The organism is Saccharothrix sp. 6-C (genome assembly GCF_016695385.1).
Classification (GTDB): domain Bacteria; phylum Actinomycetota; class Actinomycetes; order Mycobacteriales; family Pseudonocardiaceae; genus Actinosynnema; species Actinosynnema texasense.
The window spans coordinates 5,600,696-5,624,758 of record NZ_CP064192.1; the positions used below are offsets into that span (position 1 = coordinate 5,600,696).

At 73.3% G+C, this 24,063-nt stretch carries 20 protein-coding genes; 12 read left to right on the plus strand and 8 right to left on the minus strand.

Features of this window, described 5'->3' with window-relative positions; translation table 11 throughout:
* Positions 1 to 151: 151 nt before the first annotated feature.
* Positions 152 to 808 carry a hypothetical protein gene (locus IOD16_RS23250; RefSeq protein WP_201436131.1) on the plus strand — a complete coding sequence of 219 codons (657 nt, stop codon included), beginning with the start codon at positions 152 to 154 and terminating at the stop codon, positions 806 to 808.
* A gap of 29 nt (positions 809 to 837) precedes the next feature.
* Positions 838 to 2,532, plus strand: coding sequence for a hypothetical protein (locus tag IOD16_RS23255; protein ID WP_201436132.1), 1,695 nt, complete (start codon positions 838 to 840; stop codon positions 2,530 to 2,532).
* Between the two features lie 111 nt (positions 2,533 to 2,643).
* Here IOD16_RS23255 and IOD16_RS23260 read toward each other — a convergent pair whose 3' ends face one another.
* From IOD16_RS23260 to IOD16_RS23270, 3 genes are read right to left on the minus strand one after another with little or no spacing between them, the layout of a single operon-like run.
* On the minus strand, positions 2,644 to 3,981 hold the full coding sequence (locus IOD16_RS23260) for a tetratricopeptide repeat protein (protein ID WP_236594301.1): 1,338 nt from the start codon (positions 3,979 to 3,981) through the stop codon (positions 2,644 to 2,646).
* On the minus strand, positions 3,978 to 5,228 hold the full coding sequence (locus IOD16_RS23265) for an ATP-binding protein (protein ID WP_201436133.1): 1,251 nt from the start codon (positions 5,226 to 5,228) through the stop codon (positions 3,978 to 3,980). Before IOD16_RS23265 ends, IOD16_RS23260 begins: the two co-directional genes overlap by 4 nt.
* Positions 5,225 to 5,668: a hypothetical protein gene (locus IOD16_RS23270; protein ID WP_201436134.1), complete on the minus strand. Its 444-nt coding sequence runs from the start codon at positions 5,666 to 5,668 to the stop codon at positions 5,225 to 5,227. Before IOD16_RS23270 ends, IOD16_RS23265 begins: the two co-directional genes overlap by 4 nt.
* Before the next feature lie 417 nt (positions 5,669 to 6,085).
* Between IOD16_RS23270 and IOD16_RS23275 the strand changes: the two genes are divergently transcribed.
* Together IOD16_RS23275 and IOD16_RS23280 are read left to right on the plus strand one after the other, a co-directional pair.
* Complete coding sequence (locus IOD16_RS23275; RefSeq protein ID WP_201436135.1) at positions 6,086 to 9,673, plus strand: nSTAND1 domain-containing NTPase; 3,588 nt, start codon at positions 6,086 to 6,088, stop codon at positions 9,671 to 9,673.
* A gap of 142 nt (positions 9,674 to 9,815) precedes the next feature.
* Positions 9,816 to 10,040 carry a hypothetical protein gene (locus tag IOD16_RS23280; RefSeq protein WP_201436136.1) on the plus strand — a complete coding sequence of 75 codons (225 nt, stop codon included), beginning with the start codon at positions 9,816 to 9,818 and terminating at the stop codon, positions 10,038 to 10,040.
* Positions 10,041 to 10,096: 56 nt separating this feature from the next.
* Here the strand turns inward: IOD16_RS23280 and IOD16_RS23285 are convergent, their stop codons facing one another.
* Positions 10,097 to 11,677 carry an extracellular solute-binding protein gene (locus IOD16_RS23285; RefSeq protein ID WP_201436137.1) on the minus strand — a complete coding sequence of 527 codons (1,581 nt, stop codon included), beginning with the start codon at positions 11,675 to 11,677 and terminating at the stop codon, positions 10,097 to 10,099.
* Positions 11,678 to 12,025: 348 nt separating this feature from the next.
* On the opposite strand from IOD16_RS23285, the gene IOD16_RS23290 reads away from it, so the two are divergent.
* The 4 genes from IOD16_RS23290 to IOD16_RS23305 are packed head-to-tail and all read left to right on the plus strand — an operon-like array spanning position 12,026 to position 15,103.
* Positions 12,026 to 12,562: an EF-hand domain-containing protein gene (locus tag IOD16_RS23290; protein ID WP_201436138.1), complete on the plus strand. Its 537-nt coding sequence runs from the start codon at positions 12,026 to 12,028 to the stop codon at positions 12,560 to 12,562.
* Positions 12,559 to 13,653, plus strand: coding sequence for an isocitrate/isopropylmalate family dehydrogenase (locus tag IOD16_RS23295; RefSeq protein ID WP_201436139.1), 1,095 nt, complete (start codon positions 12,559 to 12,561; stop codon positions 13,651 to 13,653). Before IOD16_RS23290 ends, IOD16_RS23295 begins: the two co-directional genes overlap by 4 nt.
* A 20-nt stretch (positions 13,654 to 13,673) precedes the next feature.
* On the plus strand, positions 13,674 to 14,279 hold the full coding sequence (locus IOD16_RS23300; protein ID WP_236594302.1) for a cysteine hydrolase: 606 nt from the start codon (positions 13,674 to 13,676) through the stop codon (positions 14,277 to 14,279).
* Positions 14,255 to 15,103: an SAM-dependent methyltransferase gene (locus IOD16_RS23305; protein WP_236594303.1), complete on the plus strand. Its 849-nt coding sequence runs from the start codon at positions 14,255 to 14,257 to the stop codon at positions 15,101 to 15,103. Before IOD16_RS23300 ends, IOD16_RS23305 begins: the two co-directional genes overlap by 25 nt.
* 58 nt (positions 15,104 to 15,161) lie before the next feature.
* Here IOD16_RS23305 and IOD16_RS23310 read toward each other — a convergent pair whose 3' ends face one another.
* Together IOD16_RS23310 and IOD16_RS23315 are read right to left on the minus strand one after the other, a co-directional pair.
* Entirely contained in the window at positions 15,162 to 16,211 is a 1,050-nt protein-coding gene (locus IOD16_RS23310) for an NAD-dependent epimerase/dehydratase family protein (RefSeq protein ID WP_201436141.1), read from the minus strand.
* A 66-nt stretch (positions 16,212 to 16,277) separates the two neighbouring features.
* Positions 16,278 to 16,946 (minus strand): DUF1990 family protein, encoded by a 669-nt coding sequence (locus IOD16_RS23315; protein WP_201436142.1) that lies wholly within the window; start codon positions 16,944 to 16,946, stop codon positions 16,278 to 16,280.
* A 147-nt stretch (positions 16,947 to 17,093) separates the two neighbouring features.
* On the opposite strand from IOD16_RS23315, the gene IOD16_RS23320 reads away from it, so the two are divergent.
* On the plus strand, positions 17,094 to 17,486 hold the full coding sequence (locus IOD16_RS23320) for an OsmC family protein (RefSeq protein ID WP_123746992.1): 393 nt from the start codon (positions 17,094 to 17,096) through the stop codon (positions 17,484 to 17,486).
* A gap of 21 nt (positions 17,487 to 17,507) precedes the next feature.
* Here IOD16_RS23320 and IOD16_RS23325 read toward each other — a convergent pair whose 3' ends face one another.
* Positions 17,508 to 18,005: a MarR family winged helix-turn-helix transcriptional regulator gene (locus IOD16_RS23325; RefSeq protein ID WP_123746991.1), complete on the minus strand. Its 498-nt coding sequence runs from the start codon at positions 18,003 to 18,005 to the stop codon at positions 17,508 to 17,510.
* A gap of 171 nt (positions 18,006 to 18,176) precedes the next feature.
* Here IOD16_RS23325 and IOD16_RS23330 point away from each other — a divergent pair, with 171 nt between their 5' ends.
* Positions 18,177 to 19,121 (plus strand): NADP-dependent oxidoreductase, encoded by a 945-nt coding sequence (locus IOD16_RS23330; protein ID WP_201436143.1) that lies wholly within the window; start codon positions 18,177 to 18,179, stop codon positions 19,119 to 19,121.
* 340 nt (positions 19,122 to 19,461) lie between these two features.
* On the plus strand, positions 19,462 to 22,206 hold the full coding sequence (locus tag IOD16_RS23335) for a PKD domain-containing protein (RefSeq protein ID WP_201436144.1): 2,745 nt from the start codon (positions 19,462 to 19,464) through the stop codon (positions 22,204 to 22,206).
* 65 nt (positions 22,207 to 22,271) lie between these two features.
* Here the strand turns inward: IOD16_RS23335 and IOD16_RS40540 are convergent, their stop codons facing one another.
* Entirely contained in the window at positions 22,272 to 23,366 is a 1,095-nt protein-coding gene (locus IOD16_RS40540; RefSeq protein ID WP_236594304.1) for a hypothetical protein, read from the minus strand.
* Positions 23,367 to 23,639: 273 nt separating this feature from the next.
* On the opposite strand from IOD16_RS40540, the gene IOD16_RS40545 reads away from it, so the two are divergent.
* Complete coding sequence (locus IOD16_RS40545; RefSeq protein ID WP_236594305.1) at positions 23,640 to 24,056, plus strand: BBE domain-containing protein; 417 nt, start codon at positions 23,640 to 23,642, stop codon at positions 24,054 to 24,056.
* Positions 24,057 to 24,063 lie beyond the last annotated feature (7 nt).

A 24,063-nucleotide genomic window follows, 5' to 3' on the forward strand; every position in this document is an offset into this window, starting at 1 on the left:
GGAAGTCGTGGATCTCAGCGGTCATCGTCCACGCTCTCCTTCCCGGCCGGTGACAGGAGATTTCACGCCATCGGGTGCCGGCCGTCAAGCGACCCGTTCGCCGAACCGGCGCTCTGGACCGCGCTCGCGTCGGGACCGCAGAATGTGCGGCATGGCGACGACCGCGCTGGACCCGGTGGCCGGTATCGGTGCGCCGCCGGCCCCGGCTGCCGTCGCGCCACCCGGCGGTGGCGCGCCGAGCTGCGCCGAGCCGGCCGAGCCGGTCGCAACAGCGTTGCGGCACAACGACAAGACCGTCGTCCTGGGCACGGGCGACCGCCACCGGTCCGCGCTGCCGGCCTGTCTCGCCGCACCGCGGTTGGGCCACCCGGCCGCATCCCTTCCCTCGACCGCCGAGGTGCGGTCCGCCCGGTCGGCGGGGGCGGTGCGGCGGCGCGGTGGCCGGTTCTTCGCGCTGCGCGGGCAGACCGGGGCGACGTCCCGGATGGCCGTGCTCGCCCGGACCGTCCCCGGCGAGCGCGCGGCGCGCCACCCGTGGGCCGGGTGTGGTGCCGGGCCGGGCGTCCTGCCGGGCGGGCCCGGTTCGGGGCTCCGAAGTGGACCTGCCGGACACCGACCGGAGCGCCCCGCCGCGCTGCTGGTCGGCGCGGGGCGACGCCGGTCACCGGCAACGGCGACGGCGACCGGCGGATCCGCCCGGCGTCGGCCGGAGTCGAAGGCGTCGGCGGGCGGGCTCGACCACGTCCGGCCGCGGACGGACGGCCTGCGGGCGGTCCTGCGGGCAGTCCTGAGGGCGGCACTGCGGTGAACGCGCCCACCCGGCCCCGCAGACGACGGGTGCGCCTGACCACCGTGCGCTCGGAGGCGGTCGAGTTCGCCGGTCTGGCCCACCGCGAAGGACCGCTGACCCTCGGGCAGCTGAACATCGTGCGCTGGCTGATGCGGACCCCGGACCACTTCCACGCCACCCTGCCCGTGGACGTGCCGGTGCCCCGAGGCGTTCACGTGCCGGACGTGACCGCGGCCGTGGCCGTCCTGGTCGCCCGTCACGAGGGGTTGCGCACCTCGTACTCGGGCCGCGAGGACCCCCGGCAGACCGTGGCGGCGTCCGGGGCGGTCCCGGTGGTCGTCTGCTCCCTGGGTGAAGGCACGTGGGGCGAACCCGACCAGCCCGCGGTCGCGTCGGCGCTCCTGCGTTGGCTGCGGGACACCCCGGACGGCACGCGGCCCGCGGTGCGCCTGGTGGTGGCGGTGGCCCCGGAGCAGGACGACCTGGTGGTCGCGTGCGCCGCCGAGTTCTCCCACATGGCCGTGGACCGGGCGGCGATCGAGGTGCTCAAGCACGAGTTCCGGGAACTGACCGCCACCCCGTCCCTCCGCGAGGTCGGCCCACCGCGCCGCCAACCGCTGGACCAGGCCGAGATCGAGGCCACCCCGCTGGAACGGCGCCGGGCACGGGCGGCGCTCGCGCACCTGGGCTCGTTGTCCCGCCGCACCCCCCGCTCGCTGTACCTGCTCCCCGGCGCCACCGCCACCGGCGAGTCGGCGGCGGTGGAGATGTCGTCACCGGCGGCGGGACGGGCGCTGCGCCGGATCGCCGCCCGGACCAGGGCGAGCCGCTCCAGCATCGTCCTGGCGGCGATCAGCGCCGTCCTGGCGCACCGCACCGGCTACCGGGAGCTGATCCTGCCCCTGCTGTCGGGCAACCGCTTCGACCGCGCCCTGACCGGGTACGTCGGCACCCTCGCCCAGGGCTGCCTGGCCGCCGTGGACGTGGCGGACCACGACTTCGACACCCTGGTCAGGCACACCTGGACGGCCGTCCTGGAGGCCAGCAGGCACGGCCGGTACGACGCCGCGGCCCGCGCGGCGTCGGACGACCGGACGGCGCACGACCGCGGCCTGGTGTTCGACTACGACCCGTTGTTCAACAGCACGGTGCCGGAGTCGTGGTTCGGCCCCAACACCCCCTTCGCCCGCCGAGCGCCCGCGCCCGCCACGTCCGGTGAGACGACGATCCGCTGGCGCTCGACCCCCCGCAACGGCACGCCGCTGCGCTTCGGCCTGACCAGCGTCGAACCCGACCTGGTGCTGGACGTCTGGACCGCCGACACCGGCCTGGTCCCGCGCGAGGAGGTCGAGTCCCTGCTCGCGGCGGTGCAACGCCTGCTCCTCGCCGCGGCCCGCGCGGACCTGACCCCGGCGCGGCAGCGGGAAGCGATCGCCCTGCCGCCCATCGCCCGCCCCGACACCTGGCACTTGGTGGACAACTGCTGGGTGGACCTGACCGAGGTGCAGGCACTGCTGGACGACGCCCTGGCACCGTCCACCAGCCGAGTCCTGCCCGCGGAGCACGGCATCCCCCTGGTGGCGCACCTGACCGCCACCCCCGGGATCCGCACGCCGGAGGAGGCGCACCTCCGCTGCCTGGCCGCGCTCCCCCGCCACCCCGCGGCGCTGGCACCACGCCACTACGTGCTCCACGGTCCGGCTCTCACCGACCCGCCGCTGACCTCCGGCGCCGGCCGCTAGGAGCGGACTCACCCGGACCGGACGGCCGCCGGTCGACAGGACCGCGGCGCGCACCGGCGCGGGAGGAACGGTTCCGGTCGTGCACCGCGGCCCCTGTGGCGAGGACGCCCGTCAAGGACGTCCCGGGGGCAGCACGGGGTCGGTCGGCGAAGCCTCGGTCCGGCGGGGCGCCGGCCGCGGGTCCCGGCCGCCGAAGTCGGCCACCCGGTCCCAGATCCAGTCGGCCATCGACTCGGCGACGGGCTTGTCGGGGTGCCCGGGTCGACGCTCGACCAGCGCCCCGAGCGCGACGATGACCAGGTACGCCCCGGCGTCGTCGGTCATCACCTGTTCCCAGACCTCGTTCTCGGGCCAGTCGGGGTGCGCTGCCGGGTCGGCCTCGATCTCCGCGCCCAGGGCGATGATCTCGGCCGCGGACATCAGGCGGAACGGCCCGGCCGTCCCCCAGGCGGCGCCGGTGCCGGGCAGTTGGCCGTCGTGCCAGGCCACCAGGTCCTCCGCGGCCACGGAGCCGAGCTGGTCGCTCCCGGGCACGTCGGAGATCGCGACCCCTGGCCGGAGGGTGGCGCGCAGGTCGGCGGGCATCACGTCGTCCAACGCCGCCAGCGCGGAAGCCAGGTCGGTGCCGAGCACCTGGTCGCGGAGTTGCCGCCACCCCAGCTCGATCACCCCGCTGCGGCGGATGTCCTCCAGCGTGATGTCCTGGGTGTGCGCCTTGTCGACGATCCGCAGCATCGTCCGGGCCGTGCCCACCAGGTCCTGGAGCAGGTCTTCGGTCGGGTTCTCGCGCAGCAGCCGCAGACCGAGCTGTTCGGCGTCGGTGAACCGGTACTGCACCAGGTAGGACCAGCCGAGCATGAGCGCGACCCACGAGTTCGCCGCATCGGCCCGGATGGCCTCCTCGGCGGCGGGGACGAACCGGTCGGGTGGCGCGAAGCTCCCCAGCAGGTACGCCGCGCGTTTCCCGAGCGCCTTGGGCAGTTCGTCCGGCGCCGTCCGGGAGCACAGCGCCACCGCCTCGTCGAGTTGGCGCCACCCGTCCTCGTGCTCCCCGCAGAGCGCCTGGACGTGGCCCAGCTCCATCCAGTCGCCCCACTCCTCGTGGTCCTCGCCCAGCACCGTGCGCGCCCAGCTCAGCGCCTCGGCGTGGTCGTGCTCGGCCACCGCCAGGTGTCGGAGGGCACGGGCCGCGTTGACGAACTGGTGGTCGCGGCGACCCGCCACCTGGAGGTAGAGGCGGCGTGCCTCGCCGGCCTCGCCGCACACCTCACGGTGGTTGGCGAGCAACAGCGACACGCTGCTCCGCTCCGGCTGGGCGGCGAGCACCCGTGAGGCCAGCTCGGCGACCTCGGGGTGCGCCGGCTGTGCCGCGAAGAGCTCCCAGGCCAGGTCCAGGGTGCGCTCCACGGCGTCGTGGTCGTCGGCGGCCGCGTGGCCGGGGTTCCTCATCGCATGCCTCGCTTGACCCGGTACGCCCGGAGTTGGTCGAAGGTGCCGTCGTCGACGCCGTACTCCAGCACCGGCGCCACCTGGTCGAACCAGGACGTCGTGGACGGGGTGACGCCGCCGACCGCGGCCAGCAGCGCGTCGGTGGTGACCGGCACCAGCTCGCCGCTGCTCATCGACTCGACCATGGCCTGTTGCAGCACGGTGGTCGTCAAGTGGCCGAGGTCGGCGCCGGAGAACCCCTCCGTGGCCGCCGCGACGGTGACGGCGTCCACGCCGTCGGTCGGTTTGCCCTCCAGCGCGCCCTGCACGATCGCCGCCCTGGCGACCGCGTCCGGCGGCAGCACCAGCACCGTCTTGTCGATCCGGCCCGGTCGGCGCAGCGCGGAGTCGATGTCCCACGGCCGGTTCGTGGCGGCCAGGAAGTAGACCCCGTCGTTCACGCCGGTCACGCCGTCGAGCTCCTCCAGCAGCTGGGTGACGAGCATCCGCATCGTCTGCGACCCGCCGCCGCCGGAGGTGCGCCGTCCGCCGAGCGCGTCGAACTCGTCGAAGAAGATCACGCACGGCGCTGCCGCGCGGGCGTCGCGGAACACGCTCTGGATCGCCTTCTCGCTCTCCCCGACCCACCTGCTGAGCAGGTCCGCGAGGGTGACGTGGATGAAGGACGCGCCGAGATCGCCGGCGATCGCCCTGGCGATGAACGTCTTGCCGCACCCGGGTGGGCCGTACATCAGCAGCGACCCGCCCGGTTTCTGCCCGAACGCCGCCGCCAGCTCGGGGTTGCGCAGCGGCGCCAGGAACGCGGTGTCCAGGTGCCGCTTGACCTCGGCGAGACCCACGACGTCGGCCAGCGTCACCGCCGGGCGTTCGGCGTCCCACAGCGACGCCGGCGTGGCGCGGCCGCCGTCCTGGCGGTCCCCGCGGGTCGGGGTCGGGACCTGTTCGGGCGCGCTTGCGCCGGACCGCGCCCTCGGTGCGGGGGACGCCGCCGGGGGCGAGGTCTCGGCGGGCGGCGGCGGGTTCGAGGTTCGCATCCGCGACGCCATCAGCCGGGCGCGCAGCAGGCGGACCCGCGCCGGGTCACCGCCGAGCGCCTCGAACGCCGTCAGCTCGGTGGCGGCGCGGTCCGGGTCCCGCTCCAGCAGCAACGTGATGAAGTCCTCGCGCAACGCCAGGTTGGCGGGGTCGGCCTCCACCTCGCGCGCGATCACCTCGACGAAGCTGTCGCCCGGGTCGGCGCCGCTCACTGCCCGGCCCCCTGGACCCAAGCCTTGAGCAGACCGAGGTTCCCCAGCGGGATGTAGTGACCGAGCCGCGGGTGGTCCAGGGTCACCCCGAAGACGCCGGTCTTCCCGAACGAGGCGACGTAGTCGACCGCCGCCGGCATCGGCACGCTGAACAAGGACGCCGAGCCGCTGTCCGCGTCGACCAGTCCGAGGGCGCGGCCGGCTTCACCCGCCCGTGCGGCGCTGCTGTAGAGGCAGATCATCGGCCCCTGCTCGGCGGCCACGGCGTAGGGACGGGGCCGGTCCGCCGGGCCCCGCGCGATGAAGAACCACTGCTCCAGCGCGGTCACCTGCCGCCACAGCGCGATCTGCGCCGTGGTGTCTCCCGCGGGCGCCGCCCTGACCGCCGCGTCGAGGCGGTCCAGCTCGGCGACCAGCTCGGGGTCGTTGTCTCTGGTCATCCGGTTCTCTCTCGTCTGCTCGGCTGTCCACAGTGGCGGGCATGGCCCTGAACGCGCGCACCCGTCCGGTTCCCAGACCAGAGACAACCACGTCGGCGCACCCGAGGCGTCGTCGGAGACGATGTTGTCCTGCCCACCTCGGCCGTCGTGATGATGCCGCCACCGTCCGTGACGGCGAGGGTGGTCGGCACGGAGCCGGACGGGATCGCCCGCCGACAGCCGACCTCGACCTCGCGCCCGACAAGCTAACCGGGCGACGGACGCACCACATCGGTCGTTCGCACCACACCGACCGAACCGTCACCCCGCACGCCGTCCACGACATCCGAGTCGTACCCGAATGGGTTGCACGACGGCGTACTTATGCGGATCGGCACGGGAACGTCGAAGTCATACTGGCCCCTCGGGGGTGGGCGGGTGGAACTCGAAGGTGACGGGGCGCAGGTCTCGCAGGCGGCGTGGGCGTCCGGCGGTGGCAGCGTCAACCAGGTGGGGCGCGACCAGCACGTCCACCTGGGTGACGGCGCGGGTGAGCGGGTGCGGACGTTCGGGCCCGTGGTCGGCGAGTGCCCCTACCCGGGCCTCGCGGCGTTCGAGGCCGAGCAGGCCGACTGGTTCTTCGGTCGGGACGCGGTGGTCGCCGACCTCGTCGGCCTGGTCGACCGGCGCAGCCGCGAGGGCGGCATCCAGGTGGTGATCGCCCCGTCCGGCGCGGGCAAGTCCTCGCTGCTCCGGGCCGGGTTGGCGCCGAGGCTGGCGCGGGCCGCCCTGCCGGGGTCGGACCGGTGGCGGGTGGTCGTGAGCACGCCCACGGCGGAACCCTCGGTGGAACCGGGTGACGGCGAAGGCCGCGTCGTGCTCGTCGTGGACCAGTTCGAGGAGCTGTTCACGCTGTGCGCCGACGAGGACAGGCGCAAGGCCTACGTCGACCGGCTCGCCGAACTGGCCGCGGACCCGGCGCGGGCGCTCGTGGTGCTCGGCGTGCGGGCCGACTTCCACGCGGCCTGCGCCGACTACCCGCCGTTGCGCGCGGCGCTGCAGGACGCACCCCTGGTCGTCGGCCCGATGGACCGGGCGGAACTGCGGGAGACCATCGTCATGCCCGCCCGGCTGGCCGGCCTGGAGATCGAGGCCGGCCTGGTCGACCTCCTGCTCACCGACCTCGGTGCGACGTCCGGCTACGAGGCCGGGCGGCTGCCGCTGCTCGCCCACGCCCTGCGCGTGTGCTGGCAGCAGCGCAACGGGTCCACGCTCACCGTCCAGGGCTACCGCGACTCGGGCGGCATCCAGCACGCCCTCGCGACCACCGCCGACGCCACCTTCGCCTCGCTCGACGAAGACGGGCAACGCCTGGCGCGCACGGTGTTCCTGCGGCTCGTCCGGGTCGGCGACGGCACCGACGACACCCGGCGCCGCGTGCCGCTGCGGGACCTGCCCGCCGCGGTGGTGGACGCCTTCACCAGGGCCCGCCTCCTCACCAACGACCGCGACACCGTCGAGATCACCCACGAGGCGCTGCTGCGCGACTGGCCGCTGCTGCGCCGGTGGATCGACGACGACCGCGCCGGGCGGCTCGTCCACCAGGCGATCGAGGAGTCCGCCGCCGAGTGGGAGCGCGGCGGTCGGCACGACGCCTCGCTGCTGTACCGGGGCAGCCGGTTGGAGCTGGCACGGTCGTGGGCGTCCTCGGACGACCTCAGCGGCACGGGCCGCGCGTTCCTCCTCGCCTCCGAGGGCGCCCGGCGGCGGGCGACCTCGCGGCGACGGGTCGCCCGCGCGGCCCTCGTCGGGCTCAGCGTCGCCGCGTCGACCGCGGCCGCCGTCGCCTACCAGCAGCAGGGGAAGGCCGTGGAGCAGCGCGACGTCGCGGTCTACCACCGGGTCCTGGCGGAGGCCGACCAGCTCCGCGGCACGGACGCCTCCCTGTCGGCGCAGCTGTCCCTGCTGGCGCACCGGATGCGCCCCGACGACGAGACCTACACCCGGCTGCTCACCGCCGGCCAGGTGCCGCTGCACACGAGGCTGACCGGCCACACCGAGAACATCAACCAGCTCGCGATCACCGCCGACGGGCGGACGGTCGCGTCGATCGGGGCCGATTCGGCCGTGCGGCTGTGGAACCTCGCCGACCCGCACCACCCCGCGCCGCTCGCCGAACCGCTGCCGCTGCCCGACATCGGGTGGGCCGTCGCGTTCAGCCCCGACGGCCGGGTGCTCGCGACCACCGACTCGGAGTCCGCGCGGCTGTGGGACGTGTCCGACCCGACGCGCCCGGCGGCCCTCGCTCCCCTGGACGGCCACGACGGCGCGGTGTTCACCACGGCGTTCAGCCCGGACGGCCGGGTCCTGGCCACCGGCGGGCTGGACCGGACGATCCGGCTGTGGGACGTCGCCGACCCGACGCGCCCCTCGCTGATCGGAGAGCCGTTGACGCAGGACGGCGGCGTGGCGGCGATGGCGTTCAGCCCCGACGGCCGCACCCTGGTCACGGCGCAGGGCCCGGTGCAGAACTCCCGCGACCAGACCGTGCGGCTGTGGAACGTCGCCGACCCCGCGCACGTGGCGCCGTCGTCGACCCCGCTGGTCACCGGTCACGTCAACCCGGTGCTGTCCCTGGCGTTCGCTCCGGACGGCCGCACGCTCGCGACCGGCAGCGCGGACTCCACCACGCGGTTGTGGAACGTCGCCGACCCCGCGCGGCCCGCGTACGTGAACCAGTTGCTCAGCGGCACAGCCCGGATGATCATGGGGTTGCGGTTCAGCCCCGACGGGCGGGTCCTCGCGACCGCCGCCGGCGACGCGACCACGCAGCTGTGGAGCGTGGCCGAGCCGGCCCGGCCGGCCGCGCTCGGACCGCCCCTCGGCGGCCACAGCGGCGCCGTGTCGTCGGTGGTGTTCGGTCCAAGCGGCTCGACCCTGGTCACCGCGGGCTACGACCGCTCGGTCGAGGTGTGGGACCTGCCGGGCACGTGGCTCATCGGGCACACGTCGTCGGTGAACGCGATCGCCTACCGGCCGGACGGTGACGTGTTCGCCACGGGTTCGGCCGACACGACGGTGCGGCTCTGGCGGGCGGGCGACCCGCCCCGCGAACTGGGCCCGCGGTTGACCGGGCACACCGCGAACGTCACCGCGGTGGCGTTCAGCCCGGACGGGCGCACCCTCGCCGCGGTCGGGAACGACCAGACGCTGCGGCTGTGGAACGTCGCCGACCCGACGAGCCCGACCGTGCTCGGCCGCCCGTGGAAGGTGCACGACGCGGCGGTGACGGATGTGGCGTTCAGCCCGGACGGGCGGGTCCTCGCGACGTCCGGCGGCGATGCGACCGTGCGGCTGTGGAGCATCACCGACCCGGCCCGCCCCACCCGGCTGGCCGAGCCGCTGACCGGTTTCTCCCTCCAGGTGCAGACAGTGGCGTTCAGCCCGGACGGGCGCACCCTCGCCGCGGGCGGGGTGGACCGCACCGTCCTGCTGTGGAACGTCGCCGACCCGGCCCACCCCACTCCCGTGCACACGCTCACCGGTCACACCGGGACCGTCTACAGCGTCGAGTTCAGCCCGGACGGGCGGACGCTCGCCTCGGGCGGCGCGGACTCCGCGGTTCGGCTGTGGGACGTCGCCGCGCCCGAGCGCGCCACGGCGGTCGGCGGTCCGATCACCGGCCACACGACGCTGGTGACCGCCCTGGCGTTCAGCCCGGACGGCCGCCGGCTCGCCACCGCGGGAGGTGACGCGACCGTGCGGCTGTGGGACGTCGCGGACCCGGCGCGCGTCTCGGCCGTCGGTCGCCCGCTGGGCGGCCAGTCCAACGCCGCGTACGGGGTCGCGTTCAGCCCGGACGGCCACACGCTGGCGAGCGGCAGCTACGACTACGCGGTTCGCGTGTGGTCGCTCGACGTGGACCGCAACATCGACCGCATCTGCGGCGCGACGAGCGGCGCGCTGACCGAGGAGGCGTGGCGGCGCTACGTCGGCGCGGACCTCGCGTACGCCCCGCCCTGCTGACCGCGTCCCGCCCACGCGTGGCGCCCCTGCGCCCGGATGGGGGTGCGTGGTGCCGACGTCCTGTCGGCACACGTTCGGCTGATGTCCGCGGGGGCCGGCACTGCTTATCTTCGATCCCCAGGTCACCACGCCGGAGGTCTTCATGCCACGTCGCCTGCTCGCCTTCGCGATCACCCTGGCCGCGGCCGTGCTCGTCGCCCCGCCCGCGCACGCCGCCGGCTTCGAGGTCAACGGCTACTGGGCCGACGAGTCCGAGTGCGTGGCGTGGAAGCAGTCGGTCATCGACGAGGGCTGGGCCGAGGTCTACCCGTACGGTGCCTACTGCCTGCACGACGCGCAGGGCTACTACTTCATGGCGAAGTACTGAGGCGACGGCGTTGATCGACGAGCACCGACCCCGCACCCGCCCGGCGCCGAGCGGTGTCAGCGGGTGCCGACGCACCGCCACGCGTCCGCCGCCTGCTTGGCGAAGTCCGGTTCCAGCCGGCCGCCCGCGTTCAGGGCTCGGCCGATGCCCCGGCGGAACGTGCGGCTGAACTCGGTGTAGCAGCCGGTGATCGGCCGGGGTCGGGCCCTCTCGACCGCTACGCGGAGCTGCTGGCTGAAGGGGCGCTTCGCGATGCCGTACGCGGACTGGCGGGTCGGCGCGAACCCGCCGAGCTCCGACAGGATCAGCTGGCTGGAAGGGCTGGTGAGGAACTCGATCAGCGCCTGGGCGGCGCGCGGCTTGTCCGAGGCCGCGGAGATCGCCAGGTTCTGCCCGCCGAGCACGCTCGCCGTGGTGGGGGCCACGACCTTGAACGGCACCCGGTCGCCGATGTCGTCCCGCGCGACGGGCCAGTTGCGCATGTAGGGCGTTCGGCCCGAGGCGAAGACCTCGACCGCCGAGCCGTCCGTCGTCCGCCCGGCGTCGTGGGTCACCAGCTCGGGGTTCTTCGACGCGGCGGCGAGCTTCTCGATGCCCCTGAGGTCCTCCGGCGTGAAGTCGATCGAGCCGTCGGGCGTGAGCAGCAGCTGCCCGTTGGGGCCGACGACTTCGCCGCCGGCGGCCCAGATGGCCTCGAGCGCGGTGATCGTGAGCATCTCCTCGTCGGCGAGCTGCGCGGCGTTCGCGGCCTCGATCTCCTGGGACGTTCTCTTCGCTGCGGCGAGCGGGACCAGCGCCGAAGACCCGAAGTAGGCGTCCCACGACTCGGGTGCGGGGACGTCCGGCAGGTCGGACCGGTAGAACAGCAGGCCCGCGTCGGTGTTGAACGGCAGCGCCCACAGCTTCTCCTCCCACCTGCACGTGGCGAGCACGTTGGGCAGGAAGTCGCTCAACTGGGTCTCGGAAAGCCTCGGGTGGACCAGTTCCCGGAGGTAGTCCTGCTCGGCGAACTCGGCCATCCACACCAGGTCGAGCACGTAGATGTCCGCCCGGTGCGGCCCGCCCGGCCTGACGTCGTTCACCATCCGCTCGTGCTGCTGGTCGGTCTCGCCCGAGGCGAAGTCGAACTCGGCCGGGTTCTGCGGGTGCAGCCGGTTCCACTGCTCGAGCAGCAGCGCCCGGGGGTCGTTCGGGTTGGGCACGAACGCCGTCATGATCCGCAACCTGCCCGGCTCCAGGTCCGTCGACTCCGGCCGGATGACCACCCCGCCCGCGACGAGCGCGGCCACGGCGAGCAGCACCCAGAACGCCCGCAAGGGCGGGCGCAGGGTGAGCCAGAGCCAACCGGTGAGGTCGACGAACCCGATGTTGGCCTGGTCCGGGTCGCGCCACACCTTGCCGACGACCGCCGGCACCAGGTTGATGCCGACGCTGGAGAGCACCAGCACCAAGCCGATCGGCAACCACCGCAACACGGACCCGGTGCCGGCGGGCCCGTCCGCCGACGCGACCGACTGGAGCGACAGCGCCGTGAGACCGACGACGACCAGCAAGTAGACGACGATCACGACGAACCGGTAGCGCGGGCTCCACCGCCGCACCTCGGGCCGGTCGGGCTGCTGAGTTCCGTCCTCCACGACCCCACCTCTCGCACGGCGCGCTCAACCTCTATCACCGCCCGTGCCGGGTGTCGCCCTCAAAGTGCGGCTTTCCCCGTGCACGCCCGTCCAAGGCTCGCCCGGCCTCGACGATGTCCCTTTTCTTGCGGACAACACCGTCTATCGCCAATTTGCGCTGCGGGTGGGACAGCTGCGTTCGAAAGAATTCCAAGCGGTGCCGGCAATTCACACTTTCCAGTGAACACGCGAATCGTTCGACCGGGCAGGCGCAGCCTCCGACATCATGGGGACACCGCCATCGGACACGGTGGCGGGTCGATGGCGCGATTCCAGGTCGCGTCGTCATCCTCGACGGGAGCAGGAAACATGAACCATCCTCAGGCGGCGCTGGGTCGGGTCGACCTCGTCTTCAGGTTGTTCGACGCCAACGGTTCCGGTGAGATCGAGGCGAACGACTTCGAGGTCATGGCCCACCGGGTGGTCGAGGCGGCGCCCCAGTCCGACGCGGCGGCGAAGGAGGCGATGACCGCGGCGTTCCACCGCTACTGGAAGACCCTCGCCGAGGAGCTGGACGACGACCGCAACGGCCGCATCGACCGGGAGGAGTTCGAGGACAGCGTGTTGTCGCCCGAGCGGTTCGACTCCACGATCGACCAGTTCGCCCGGTCGTTGGCCGCGTTGGGCGACCCGGACGGTGACGGCCTGATCGAGCGGCCGGTGTTCACCGCGCTGATGTCCGCCATCGGGTTCGAACGGCAGAACATCGACGCGCTCTTCGCCGCCCTGGAGCCGGACCAGGACGACCGGATCTCCGTGTCGGGCTGGGTGGACAGCATCAAGGACTTCTACCGGCCGGACGCGGCGGGCATCCCGGGCGACCACCTGGTCCCGAGCGCCGGATGACGGCGCAGGTCGGGCTCGCCGTCGGCCGGGGCACCGGCCCCGAGTTAGCGGACGTCTTCGAACGGGTGGTGAACCGGCTGGGGCAGCTGCACGGCGTCGCGCCGGCCATCACCCGCTCACCCCGGGTCTACCACTCCTACTTCTCGCTGCGCGCCGAAGCCGACGGGATCGCGGACGCGCGCCGGCTGACCGAGGACGACGCCGGGCACTACGAGCGGTTCTGCCGGTCGCTGGCCCGGCGGGGCGGCGCCGCGGTGTTCCGCACGGCCGTCAACGCGCAGTCGCTGTACCTGGTCAGGCAGCGGCTGCGGGCGGTGAAGGTCGACGTGATCTCGGCGCCCGGCTCGTCGCCCGACGCGGCGCTGCTGCTCGTCCGGGACGAAGCCCAGGGCTTCTACACCGGGGAGAACCGGCACACGCCGGGGGTGCTCACCCGCACGATGCAGTTCAGCCGGGAGATCACCGACGACGTCATCGCCCACGCGCTGGCGCAGGGGTGGCGGCAGTGGCCGGACGGCGGCGCCGACCGGATCGTCATGGCTTACAAGCACCACCTGCTCGACGGCGCGTTCGACGACTGGGTGCGCGCCGCGGCCGAACGCCACCGGGTGCGGATCGAGCTGAACCAACCCGACACCGTGAACAGGAACCTGATCCAGCACGGGGTGCCGAGGCGGACGGTCGTCGTGGCCGGCAACGAGTGGGGCGACATCATGCACGTCGTCCTGCTGGACCGCTACGGCGGGGACAAGCAGGAGAACCGCTGCTCCGAGAACGTCTACCTGCACCCAGAGCTGGCCGGGTTGGTGGAGTACCAGACCGTGCACGGCTCCGCCGACGACTTGGCCGGTCGCGACACCGTCAACCCGGTGGCCACCGTGCGGGCCGCGGCGGCCGTGGTCGAACGGCACTGCGACGGCGCGGGCGCGATCGAGGCGGCGGAACGGGCGCTCGCCGCCGTGACGGCCCGCGGTGTCCTCACCCCCGACCTCGGCGGGCGGCACTCGACCACGGCCGTGGTCGACGCGCTGCTCGCCGAACTGCCCCCCGGGCGCGTCGAGCGGCCGGCGAGGCTGGAGGCGGGTTCGTGACCCGGACGGCGTTAATCGTCGTGGACCTGCAGAACGACTTCTGCACCGGGCCGGTCGCCACCGCCAGGTACCGCAAGGACCCCGCACACCTGGACGCGGTCACGACCAACGCCGCCCGCGCGGTCGACCTGGCGCGGGAGCGGGGCACCGAGGTGGTGTTCGTCCGCTTCGTCGGCGACGTCGAGCACCAGGGCCCGAGCTGGCGTCGGCGCAACGAACGCGGCGGTCGGGCGCCGACGTGCCGCGAAGGCACCTGGGGCGCGCGGTTCCACAAGGTCGCCCCGGCGCCGGGCGAGCTCGTGGTCACCAAGCACGCGTGCTTCGACGCCTTCCTGACCGACGGCTTCGAGCACCACCTGCGGCGGCGGCGCATCGAGCACCTGGTGTTCGCCGGCGTGTACGCGGACGTGTGCGTGGACTCGACCGCCCGCACGGCCTTCCAGAAGGGCTGGCACATCACGCTCCTGGTCGACAGCACCACCAGCCTGGTGCAGCGCGACGAGGACACCGTGCGGTTCATGGCCGACCTGTACGGGGCCCGCACCACCACCCACGACCGCCCCGACACGTGGTGCGATCCCGCCGGACGAGAGGACGAACGGTGCTCGGTGAGGGCGTCGCACTGACCGCGCTCATGGTCGCGGCCGCCCGCGCGATCGAGACGCACCGCCCGGACTCCCTGGCCCGCGACGACTACGCGGAGCACTTCGTGCGGGCCGCGCCGGCGTCCGCGAGCTGGCCCGTGCACCCGCGTGACGTCCCGGAAGGTGACGCGAATCCGCTGTGGGGCAGGCTCGCCCGCTACTTCGGGCTGCGCACCAGGATGCTGGACGACGTCGTGCTCGGCGCGGGCAACCGCCAGGCCGTGCTGCTCGGCGCCGGCCTGGACACCAGGGCCTTCCGCCTCGACTGGCCGCCCGGCTCCGTCGTCTTCGAACTCGACCAGGCCCCGGTGCTGGCCTTCAAGCAACGGGTCCTGGACGGCCTCGGGGCACACCCGCGCGCCACCCGCCACCCGGTGACCGCCGACCTGCGCGACGACTGGGCGCGACTCTTACCCGGGTTCCGACCGGAGGAACCCACCACCTGGCTGGCCGAAGGCCTGCTGCTGTACCTGCCCGGCGACGCCGAACGCCGGCTGATCGACACCGTGGACCGCCTGTCCGCACCCGGCAGCACCTTGGCCTACGAGGTCAAACTGGTCCGGGAGCATCCCGCGGTCCGCCACAACCCGGTCTACACGTCGACCAAGACCCAGACCGGCATCGACCTGCTCGCCCTGTTCGACGACGATCCCCGCCCCGACTCGGCCGCCGCCCTCGCCGCCCGCGGCTGGACCACCCGGGTCCGCACCCCGTTCGACTTCACCCGCCGGCACGGACGCGGGCCGCTCCCCGAACCCCACGACACCCTGGCCGCCAACCGCTGGGTCACCGCCACGAAGACCTGACCCCCGTGGCTGCCGACGCCCTCGCCGCCGGCCTCGGACATCGGCGCCGGTGCCGTCGTCAGGTCAACGCGTCGGCGCGCTCGTCGTCGCGGAGCCGGTCGCGGCGCAGGGCCGGGGTCGGGCCGGGGGTGGCGCCGGCCAGGCCGGTGAGCTGTTCGCGGGCGCAGTCGGTGCTGCTCACGCGGGGCGTCCAGGCCAGTTCCGTGCGGGCTCTCGTGGTGTCGATCAGGGGTGAGCGGGTGCCCACGTCGAACCAGCCCGGTGACATGCCGATCGCCCGCAGCCGCCACAGCACTCCCACGCCGGCCCGCATCACCGTTCCCGGCACCGGCACGGCGTGGGCGCCCGCCACCCGCGCCAGGTCGGCCGCGGTCAACGTGTCCGCGGCGAGGTTGAACGCGCCCGTGGCGCGGCGGCGCAGGATGCGCACGACCGCGTCGCCCACGTCGTCGGCGTGCACCAGCTGCACCCGCATGGCCGCCGGCAGCGGCAGCAGCGGCACCCGGCCGTCGTCGAGCAGCCGGATCAGCCACCGCGGCACCAGGGGGTCGAAGAACAGCGCCAGGAAACTGGCCGAGGCGGAGCCTTGCGCGACCAGGGTCGGCCGCACCACGGTGACCGCGATGTCCGGGTTCTCCCGCGCGAAGCGGTCCACGGCCGCCTCGACCTCCGCCTTGCCCGCGCCGTACACCGAGCCCGGCACACCGGTGGTCGGCCACGTCTCCGCCACCGGCCGGTCGCCCGCGGGCCGGTAAGCGGCGATGGACGAGGCGTGCACGACGTGCGGCACACCGCCCCGCCGGGCGGCGTCCAGCACCGCCGCGGTGCCCTTGTGGTTCGTGCGGTGCAGCCGCACGCCCTGCCGGACCGGCTGGAACATCCACGCCAGGTGCACCACGGCGTCCGCGCCGACCATGACCCGGTCGAGCACGTCGCGCGCACCCTCCTCCCCCAGGTCGCACGCCTGCCACGTCACGCCTTCGAACACCCCGTCCGCAGGCGGGCGACGGCACACGCCCACGACCCGGTGGTCGGGGCTGTCCGCGGCCAGGGCGCGCAGCAGGCCGGTGCCCACGTTGCCCGATGCTCCGGTGATCACGACTTTCACGACTCGTCCCCGTCCGATCGGACCGTTCCGGTCGGCCTGGACTACCCGTCGGACGACACCGCAACCTCACCCCAGCGGATCGGGCAGGCTCACCCCCCGACCGGGGGATCGCTCCACTGTGGCCGGTGCGACGGCCACCGGGTCGTGGAGCAGGCGCCGCAACCGCTGCCCCGCCCGCCGGTAGAACCGCAACTGCACGCGCCGCCCGAACCACCGCCACCCCCACCGCATCCACCACGGCGCACGCGGGTGCAATTGCGAGTGGCTTCGCGCGACGAACTCGACCTCACCGGTGGCGTGGTGCTTGACCAACGCGTAGTCCACCCGGCCCCGCTCCAGGTGCCCTTCCAGCGTCTCGTACCCCCAGCCCCACAGCGTCCGCTCCGCGGTGGTCTCCTCCCGCACGCCGGTCACCCGCACGCCCATCAGGAACCGCACCCCCGGCAGTCGCGCCTCCAGCAGCATGTCGCGACCGGACAGCTCCGAACCGGGTTCGTAGTACGCGCGGACGATCTCGGGCGGGCTGAACTCGTAGGCCGCGACCAGGGGCTTGGCCCGCCACCACACCCCGCCCTCGACCGGCGGCCCGACCGCCTCCCGCCCCAGCGGGTGGCGGTGCACGTCGAACGTCCACTCCGGACGCCGCACCTCCGCCGGGTCGTAGTTGAGCCCACGACGCCGGAGTCGCCGCAGCAACACCCCCACGTCCACCCGACCGGACCGGACCACCCGCACGACGACTCCAACCTCTCGGGACCTCCCGTCGAGTACCCGAACGCGCGCCGTGAACACGGCAGGGTGGTCCGACGGCTCCCGCGGTTGACCGGCGAGTGGCGGGTTATCCGTCGGCGACGATTCGCGAACAGGCTGGGGACGACGGACATGACGAAGCTCTACAGCACCGCGGCGGTGTCCCGGGACGGCCGCGTGGAGGTCGACGACGCCGAGGGCACCGCACTGGCCGTCACCCAGCCGGTCGAACTGGGTGGCAGCGGGCACGGCTGGGACCCGGAACGCCTCTTCGCCGCGGCCCTGGCCACCTGCCTGCACCAGAGCCTGGTGCTGACCGCGTCATCCGGAGGGCACGACACGGAAGGGAGCGCGGTGCGCGCGGAGGTGTCGCTGAGCGCGCACGGCGCCCAGCGGTACGACCTCGACGCCCGTCTGGTCGTGGAGCTGCCGAACGTCACCGATGACGCGCAGCGACGCACCCTGGTGGACCGGGCGGCGCAGCACTGCCCCCTGGCCAACGGCTGGGAGGTGTCCGTCAGGTGACCGCGTCCCGGCGCGGCGACGTCAGCCCTTGCGGCGGCGAGGCGCGGCCGAACGCGGCGGAGTGGATCGCATGTGGTCGCGCACCGGCGCCAGCAGGGCGGCGAGCTTGGTGACGTCGGCCCGGGAGAGCGGTTCGAACAGCAGGCTGCTGACGACCTCGACGTGTCCGGGCAGCACGGCCGCGAGCAGCGCGCGTCCGGCGTCGGTGATGGTGACCGTGACGCTCCGCTCGTCGTCGGCGGAGGGCGTGCGCTCGACCAGGCCCGCTTTCTCCAGCAGCGCCACCTGGTAGGTCAGGCCGCTGCGGCTGTAGACGACGCCATCGGCCAGGTCGGTCATGCGGTGGCTGCCCGTGGGCGAGTCACCGAGCCGCGCCAGCAGTTGGAACTGCACGTAGCTCAGCTCGCCGGCCTCCTTCAGCTGCTGCTCGACCGCGTGGCGCAGCAGGCTGGTCACCTCGACGAGGTCGAAGTACGCGCCGAGCTGGACGGGGTCGAGCGACGGCGGCGAGTCGGCCATGCCACCAGTCTACTGCTTCGAATTCGAAGGACCATCGGCCGCCCGCCGGGCGTGCCATCGGGGCCGGCCCGCGCCGGACGTGCCGCACATCACTTTGCTTCGAATTCGAAGCAGTTCTACGCTCAGGTCCAGATGCTTCGACTTCGAAGCAAATGGTGAAGGAGAGCAGCCATGAAGACAGTCCGCTTCCACGAGTTCGGCGGCCCCGAGGTCCTGCGCCACGAGGACGTCGAGCAGCCGGTCCCCGCGGCCGGCGAGGTCCTGGTCCGCGTCACGGCCACGACGTTCAACCCCGTCGAGGGCAACATCCGCCTGGGCGTCATGCGGGGCCCGATCCCGGTCGACCTGCCGCACACCCCCGGCCTCGACGTCGCCGGCACGGTCCACGCGCTCGGCGGAGGCGTCGAGGGCCTCGCGGTCGGTGACGAGGTGATCGGTTTCCTGCCGATGACCAAGCCCGGCGCGGCGGCCGACTACGTCCTCGCGCCGGCGACCGCCCTGGCACCGGCGCCCAAGAGCATCCCGCTGGCCGACGCCGCCGCGTTGCCGGTGGTGGGCCTCACCGCCTACCAGGCGCTCTTCGACCACGGTCGGCTGGAGGCCGGGCAGCGCGTGCTGGTCAACGGCGCGGGCGGACCGGTCGGCGGCTACGCCGTCCAGCTGGCGAAGCGGGCCGGTGCGCACGTGATCGCCACGGCCGGCCCGCGCAGCGCCGAGGCCGTGCGGACCGCCGGCGCCGACGAGGTCGTCGACCACACCACCACCAACGTGCTGTCCGCGGTGACCGGGCAGGTCGACCTGGTGCTCAACCTCGCGCCCGTCGACCCGGCGGTCCTGGCCGAGCTGGTCACGGTGGTCCGTCCCGGCGGAGTCGTCGTCAACACGACCGTCTGGATGCCCGCGCCGACCGACGAGGACCGCGACGTGCGCGGCATCGACCTCTACGTCCGCAGCGACGCCGAGCAGCTGGCGGAGCTCGTCGCACTGGTCGACTCCGGCGACCTGCGGGTCGACGTGGCCCGGCGGGTGCCGCTGACCGAGCTGCCGGCGATCCACGCCCAGGCCGCGTCGGGCGCGGTCCGCGGCAAGGTCGTCTTCCTCGTCCCCCACGCCTGACACCCCGCCCCGGGACCGCGCCGCTCGACGGGCCTCGACCGACGACGCCCACCGCCGCCCGACCGGCGCACCCGGTTGCCCGGCATCTGCGAACCACCCGCGGACCAGTGCCAACCGGGCGTGCCGGGCAGTTGCATCCCGGGACTGCGCCGCCCCGCCCCCGCCGCGTCCTCGTCTCCACCACCAGCACCGGCTGGTTCCCGCCCCTCGGGAACCAGCGCTGTCCGTGAGCACCACGTGCAGGCACCCGGTCGGCGCTGGAGGTGCCTCGCTCATACTTGACGCCGGTCCCGCGGCAGAGATGCCCGAGCCGCCCGCCGCGGAGTCCCGAGGAGATCGAGTGCGCCTGTCGAACATCGCCGCCGCAGCGGCGTTCGCGGTTCTCGCCGCCGTGGCGCCGGCGCCGACGGCGCACGCCGCGGCGACCACGCTGCACGTGCGCGACATCGCGACGTGCACCGACGCCGGTGACGGCAGCGCGACCACGCCGTTCTGCACCGTGCAGGCGGCGGCCGACGTGGTCGAACCCGGCCAGGTCGTCGACATCACCGGCACGCAGGACGAGACCGTGACCATCACCCGGTCCGGGACCGCCGACGCGCCGATCGTGTTCGAAGGCGGTGCCGTGCGGCGGCCGACGGGCAGCACCGCGCCGACGATCACCGTGCGCGGGGCGCACGACGTGACGCTGCGCGGCATGACGATCCACGGCGCCACCGCCACCAACGCCGTCGTCATCGACGGCGCCGGCCGGGTCACGCTCGACCGCGGCTCGTTCAAACCGGACGCGGACCCCTACAACGGCGCGCACACGGTGCGCATCACCGGCGGGTCCACGGCGATCACGGTCAGCCGCACGACCTTCGGCACGCGCGGGCGGGCCGTGCACGCCGACGGCGGGGCAGGCGTCACGGTCACCGGCAACCTGATCACCTCGCTCGGCAACTTCGGCGTGATCGCCGAGAACGTCGACGCGCTCGCCGTCACCGGCAACACCTTCCGCGACTCGTGCCACCGCGCGGTCGTGGTCACCGGCGAGACCACCGGCTCCTCCATCCAGAACAACGTCATCTCCGAGGTGCTGTCCCCCACGGACAGCAGCTACTGCCCCAGAGGACCGGTGCACGCGATCGAGGTCGACAGCGCGGCGGCGCCCGGTGTCACGCTCGACTACAACATCCCGTTCCTCGCCGTGAACCCGTACCGGTGGGCGGGGACGGCCTACCAGACCCCGGCCGCCCTGACCGCCGCCACCGGGCAGGGCGCCCACGACCTGCGGACGGACCCGAACAAGGGCACGCCCGCCGTCGACTCCGGCAACGGCGACGCGCCGGGCGTGCTCGACCTGACCGTCAACGGCCCCCGGGTGGACAACCCGCAGGTGCCCGACACGGGCGGGGGTGCGGTCCCCTACGTCGACCGCGGCGCGCACGAGCTTCAGGACCACTTCGTGTCCGGGTCCATCACCGTGTCCGCGTCGCAGGCGCCGGTCGGTGGTGCGGTCACCGTCAGCAGCGCCCTCGGCTCCCAGTGGGGCTCGCCCTTCGCCTGCGTGATCGACTTCGGGGACGGCACGACCACCTCGGGGCCGTGCACGGCGTCCCACGCCTACCGCACGACCGGCGCCTACACCGTCAAGGTGACGGCGACCAGCGAGTCCCTGCTGACCACCGCCCGCTCCTGGCCGCTCGTGGTCGTGCCCGCCGGCGGGACGTTGAACCCAGGCCTGACCGTGAGCAGGCGGGGCGGCATGACGGTGGTGTTCGACGCGGACCCCGGCGGCAGCCCGTGGAACATCGCCACCACCACCTTCGACTTCGGTGACGGCAAGACCGAGACCGTGACCGGCGAGGTGTCGCAGCACCGGTACGACCGGGCCGGCACGTACCAGGTGCGGGCCACCGCCACCGACGCCGGCGGCAACACCGCGACCACCACCACCAGCGTCGCCACGCTCGGCTCCGGCTACGTCAAGCACGGACCGACCCGCTTCCTCGACACCAGGACCGGTGTCGGCGCGCCCGTCCAGAAGGTCGCGCCGTACAGCACCGTGCGGCTCGCGGTCGGTGGCCGCCACGGGGTTCCGGCCGACGTGACGGCGGTGGCCATGAACCTCACCGTCACCGGCGCGACGGCCGACGGGTACCTCACCGCCCACCCCTCCGGGCAGGCGAGGCCCACCGCGTCCGTGGTGGACTTCCGGGCCGGCGGGACCGTGCCCGGGCTGACGACCGTCGCGGTCGGTGGCGGCCACGTCGACCTCTTCAACGGCAGTCCCGGCAGCGTCGACCTGATCGCCGACGTCACCGGCTACTTCACGAAGGCCACGACCGCCGAGGGCTTCACCCCCGTCTACCCGAGCCGGCTGCTCGACACGCGCGACGGCCTCGGCACGGTGTCGCCCCGACCTGTCGTGGCGGGCGAGACGTTCACCCAGCGGGTCGCCGGCCACTACACCGGTGACGTGCCCGGCCAGGCGACCGCGGCACTGCTCACCGTCACCGTGGTCGGCCCCCGCGCACCGGGGCACCTGACGGTCTACCCCTCCGGCACGGCCAACCCGCAGACGTCGAGCCTCAACTACTCGGCGGGGCAGACCATCACGAACTCGGTGATCGTCCCCCTCGGCGCGGACGGCCACCTCGACCTGTACGCGAACGCGACCACGGACGTGGTCATCGACGTCATCGGCTACTTCGCCCGGTTCGGCAAGAGCTACCTCGTGCCCGTGTCACCGATCCGCGCGGTCGACACCCGCAGCGGCATCGGCGGTCCGGCCGGTGCGCTGCCGGGCAGGTCGAACACCCAGTACACCCTGGACCAGGGTGCGCCGAAGCTCGACTTCGGCCCCACCGCGGTGACCTTCAACGCGAAGGTCGTGAACCCGCAGCGCGACGGCTACCTCACCGCGTCCCACCGGGACCCGGACCACTTCCAACCGACCGCCGCGACGCTGAACTTCACCCCCGGCGCGGTGACCAACAACCTCGCCGTCACCGAGCAGGCGACGGCCGGGTTCTACAACGGGAGCGACGGCAGCCTGGACCTCGTGGTCGACGTGACCGGCTACTTCTACGAGCACTGACCGCCGGCGCGGAGCAGCCACGTCGACCTTCCCCACCGGTCGCGCAGCCAGGCCCCGACACGGGTTCAGCCGGATCGCCCACCATCCGGCGCACTGCCGTAGAAGCGCACGTCGCCGTAGATGATCCCCGCCTGCACGGCGTTCCCGACAGAACCGTCGACGTTGTTCCGCACACCGGACCCGGCACCCGGCGGGGGCCGCTGCCCGGCCGCCTCCGCGTAGTCGGACAAGCGCTCCCGCACCTCACCCAGGTAGACCAAGCCCAGCTCCAGATGAGCGGAGCCGAGAGCTACCCGGTCGATCTTCGGAATCTTGCAGGTGCGAGCCCCTTTCGTCTGGACTTCGAACCCCTGTGCCGTCTCGTCACCCAGACCACGCCTCAACAAGGCGGCGGTGGCATCGTGCCAAACCCCTGCCTCCTTCAGCGCCACATCACCTTTTCTCAGCCCCCACCGCACAGAGTGTCCCGCCTCGACCTGAGCGTCGAGGTCGGCCCTGAACAGGCGCTCGAGCACGCCACCTCGGAGCCGTGCGTACCGGGGCGGTCGCACCTCGGACACCGGACGGGCCACGGAGCCTCTCGACAGCCTCTCCGCGAGCCCGCAAAGCTTCAGGTGGATTCGCTTGACCTCCTTCTCGAGTTCACCACCCCCGTAGAGGTTGTCCGGTTGCACCGGGTACATCGCCAACCCGATGACCTCGTTGAAGCCGATCTCGATGTCCGCCAGGGTCCGACCGAAAAGAGCGCGGGAAGTGCAGAGCCCGTCATGGGGAGCGGAACGGTGCCGGTGGTCCTTGCAGCTCCACGCGCTCCACTCCGCCCGCAACCCGTGCAGCCTGGACACGACATCTTCAAGAGCAGAACGAAGCTCTGGACGGGCATGGCCGGCAGCTTCTCCGACGTCGGACGCGGCACCTCTTCGGTAGCGGTGATCGGCGTGGCGGAAATCGCCCCCACCGGGAGAGCCGTACTGCCACGCCCTGCCCAACCAGGGAGCGATCGTCGCGGCCAGGTCATGAGCCTCCCGAGCTTGTTCGGCCATCCGCGCACGCGCTTCCCGCCCTTGACGGTTGATCGCAGCCCTGGCCTCCTTGCTGCTCACAGTCCTGAGTTGCTCGCGCTCCACACGATCCTGGCGCTGCGCCGCCTTGCGCTTCACCGTTCGATTATGGCGCAGCGGGATCAGCCAGTGGACCTTTCACGGCGGGCGGCGGTCGGCGGGCCTCGGGTGGGTGAGTCGCAGCCGTGGGTCCGGTACTCGCTTCGGGGTGCTCTCACGCGAGCTCGGCCACCAGGTCGCCGTCGTTCCTCCGTGCTGGTGAAGGCGCCGCGCGGTTCACCCGCGCTCCGCGCAGGTCGCGGGCGGTGGGTCGCGCACGGGGAAGTCGTGGGCGATCACCTGGTAGAGCCGGTCGATCGCCTGCTCCACCGGTTGAAGGCCATCCCGGGCGACGGGTTCGACACCTCCGGCATGAACCGCACCAAGTCGGCGGACGCGTTCCTGCGCCGGGCGTGGACCGACCAGCAGGTCGCGACCTGCCACCGGTACCTGGCGGACGGGCGGCAGACGGGCATCGGCGCGCAGGACGCCGACCAGCTGGCGTGGGTCCGCGAGTTCTACCGCGACCTCTACGCCACCACCGGCGGCGTGCCCGTGCCCGACACCGCGACCGACGGCGTGGGCGTCAACTTCCCGGACGTGGACCTCGCCGACCCGCGCTGGAACACCTCCGGCGTGCCGTGGCACACGTTGTACTACAAGAACAACTACCCCCGCCTGCAACGGGTCAAGGCCCGCTGGGACCCGCGTGACGTCTTCCACCACGCCCTGTCGATCAAGTCACCGTGACGGCCGG

What these genes read in the sequence shown, in the direction of transcription:
- IOD16_RS23290 (WP_201436138.1), top strand. Translation starts at nt 12,026, where the DNA reads ATGAACCATCCTCAGGCGGCGCTGGGTCGGGTCGACCTCGTCTTCAGG.
- IOD16_RS23325 (WP_123746991.1), bottom strand. Translation starts at nt 18,005, where the DNA reads ATGGCCGACTCGCCGCCGTCGCTCGACCCCGTCCAGCTCGGCGCGTAC.
- IOD16_RS23295 (WP_201436139.1), top strand. Translation starts at nt 12,559, where the DNA reads ATGACGGCGCAGGTCGGGCTCGCCGTCGGCCGGGGCACCGGCCCCGAG.
- IOD16_RS23280 (WP_201436136.1), top strand. Translation starts at nt 9,816, where the DNA reads ATGCCACGTCGCCTGCTCGCCTTCGCGATCACCCTGGCCGCGGCCGTG.
- IOD16_RS23270 (WP_201436134.1), bottom strand. Translation starts at nt 5,668, where the DNA reads ATGACCAGAGACAACGACCCCGAGCTGGTCGCCGAGCTGGACCGCCTC.
- IOD16_RS23330 (WP_201436143.1), top strand. Translation starts at nt 18,177, where the DNA reads ATGAAGACAGTCCGCTTCCACGAGTTCGGCGGCCCCGAGGTCCTGCGC.
- IOD16_RS23320 (WP_123746992.1), top strand. Translation starts at nt 17,094, where the DNA reads ATGACGAAGCTCTACAGCACCGCGGCGGTGTCCCGGGACGGCCGCGTG.
- IOD16_RS23260 (WP_236594301.1), bottom strand. Translation starts at nt 3,981, where the DNA reads ATGAGGAACCCCGGCCACGCGGCCGCCGACGACCACGACGCCGTGGAG.
- IOD16_RS23250 (WP_201436131.1), top strand. Translation starts at nt 152, where the DNA reads ATGGCGACGACCGCGCTGGACCCGGTGGCCGGTATCGGTGCGCCGCCG.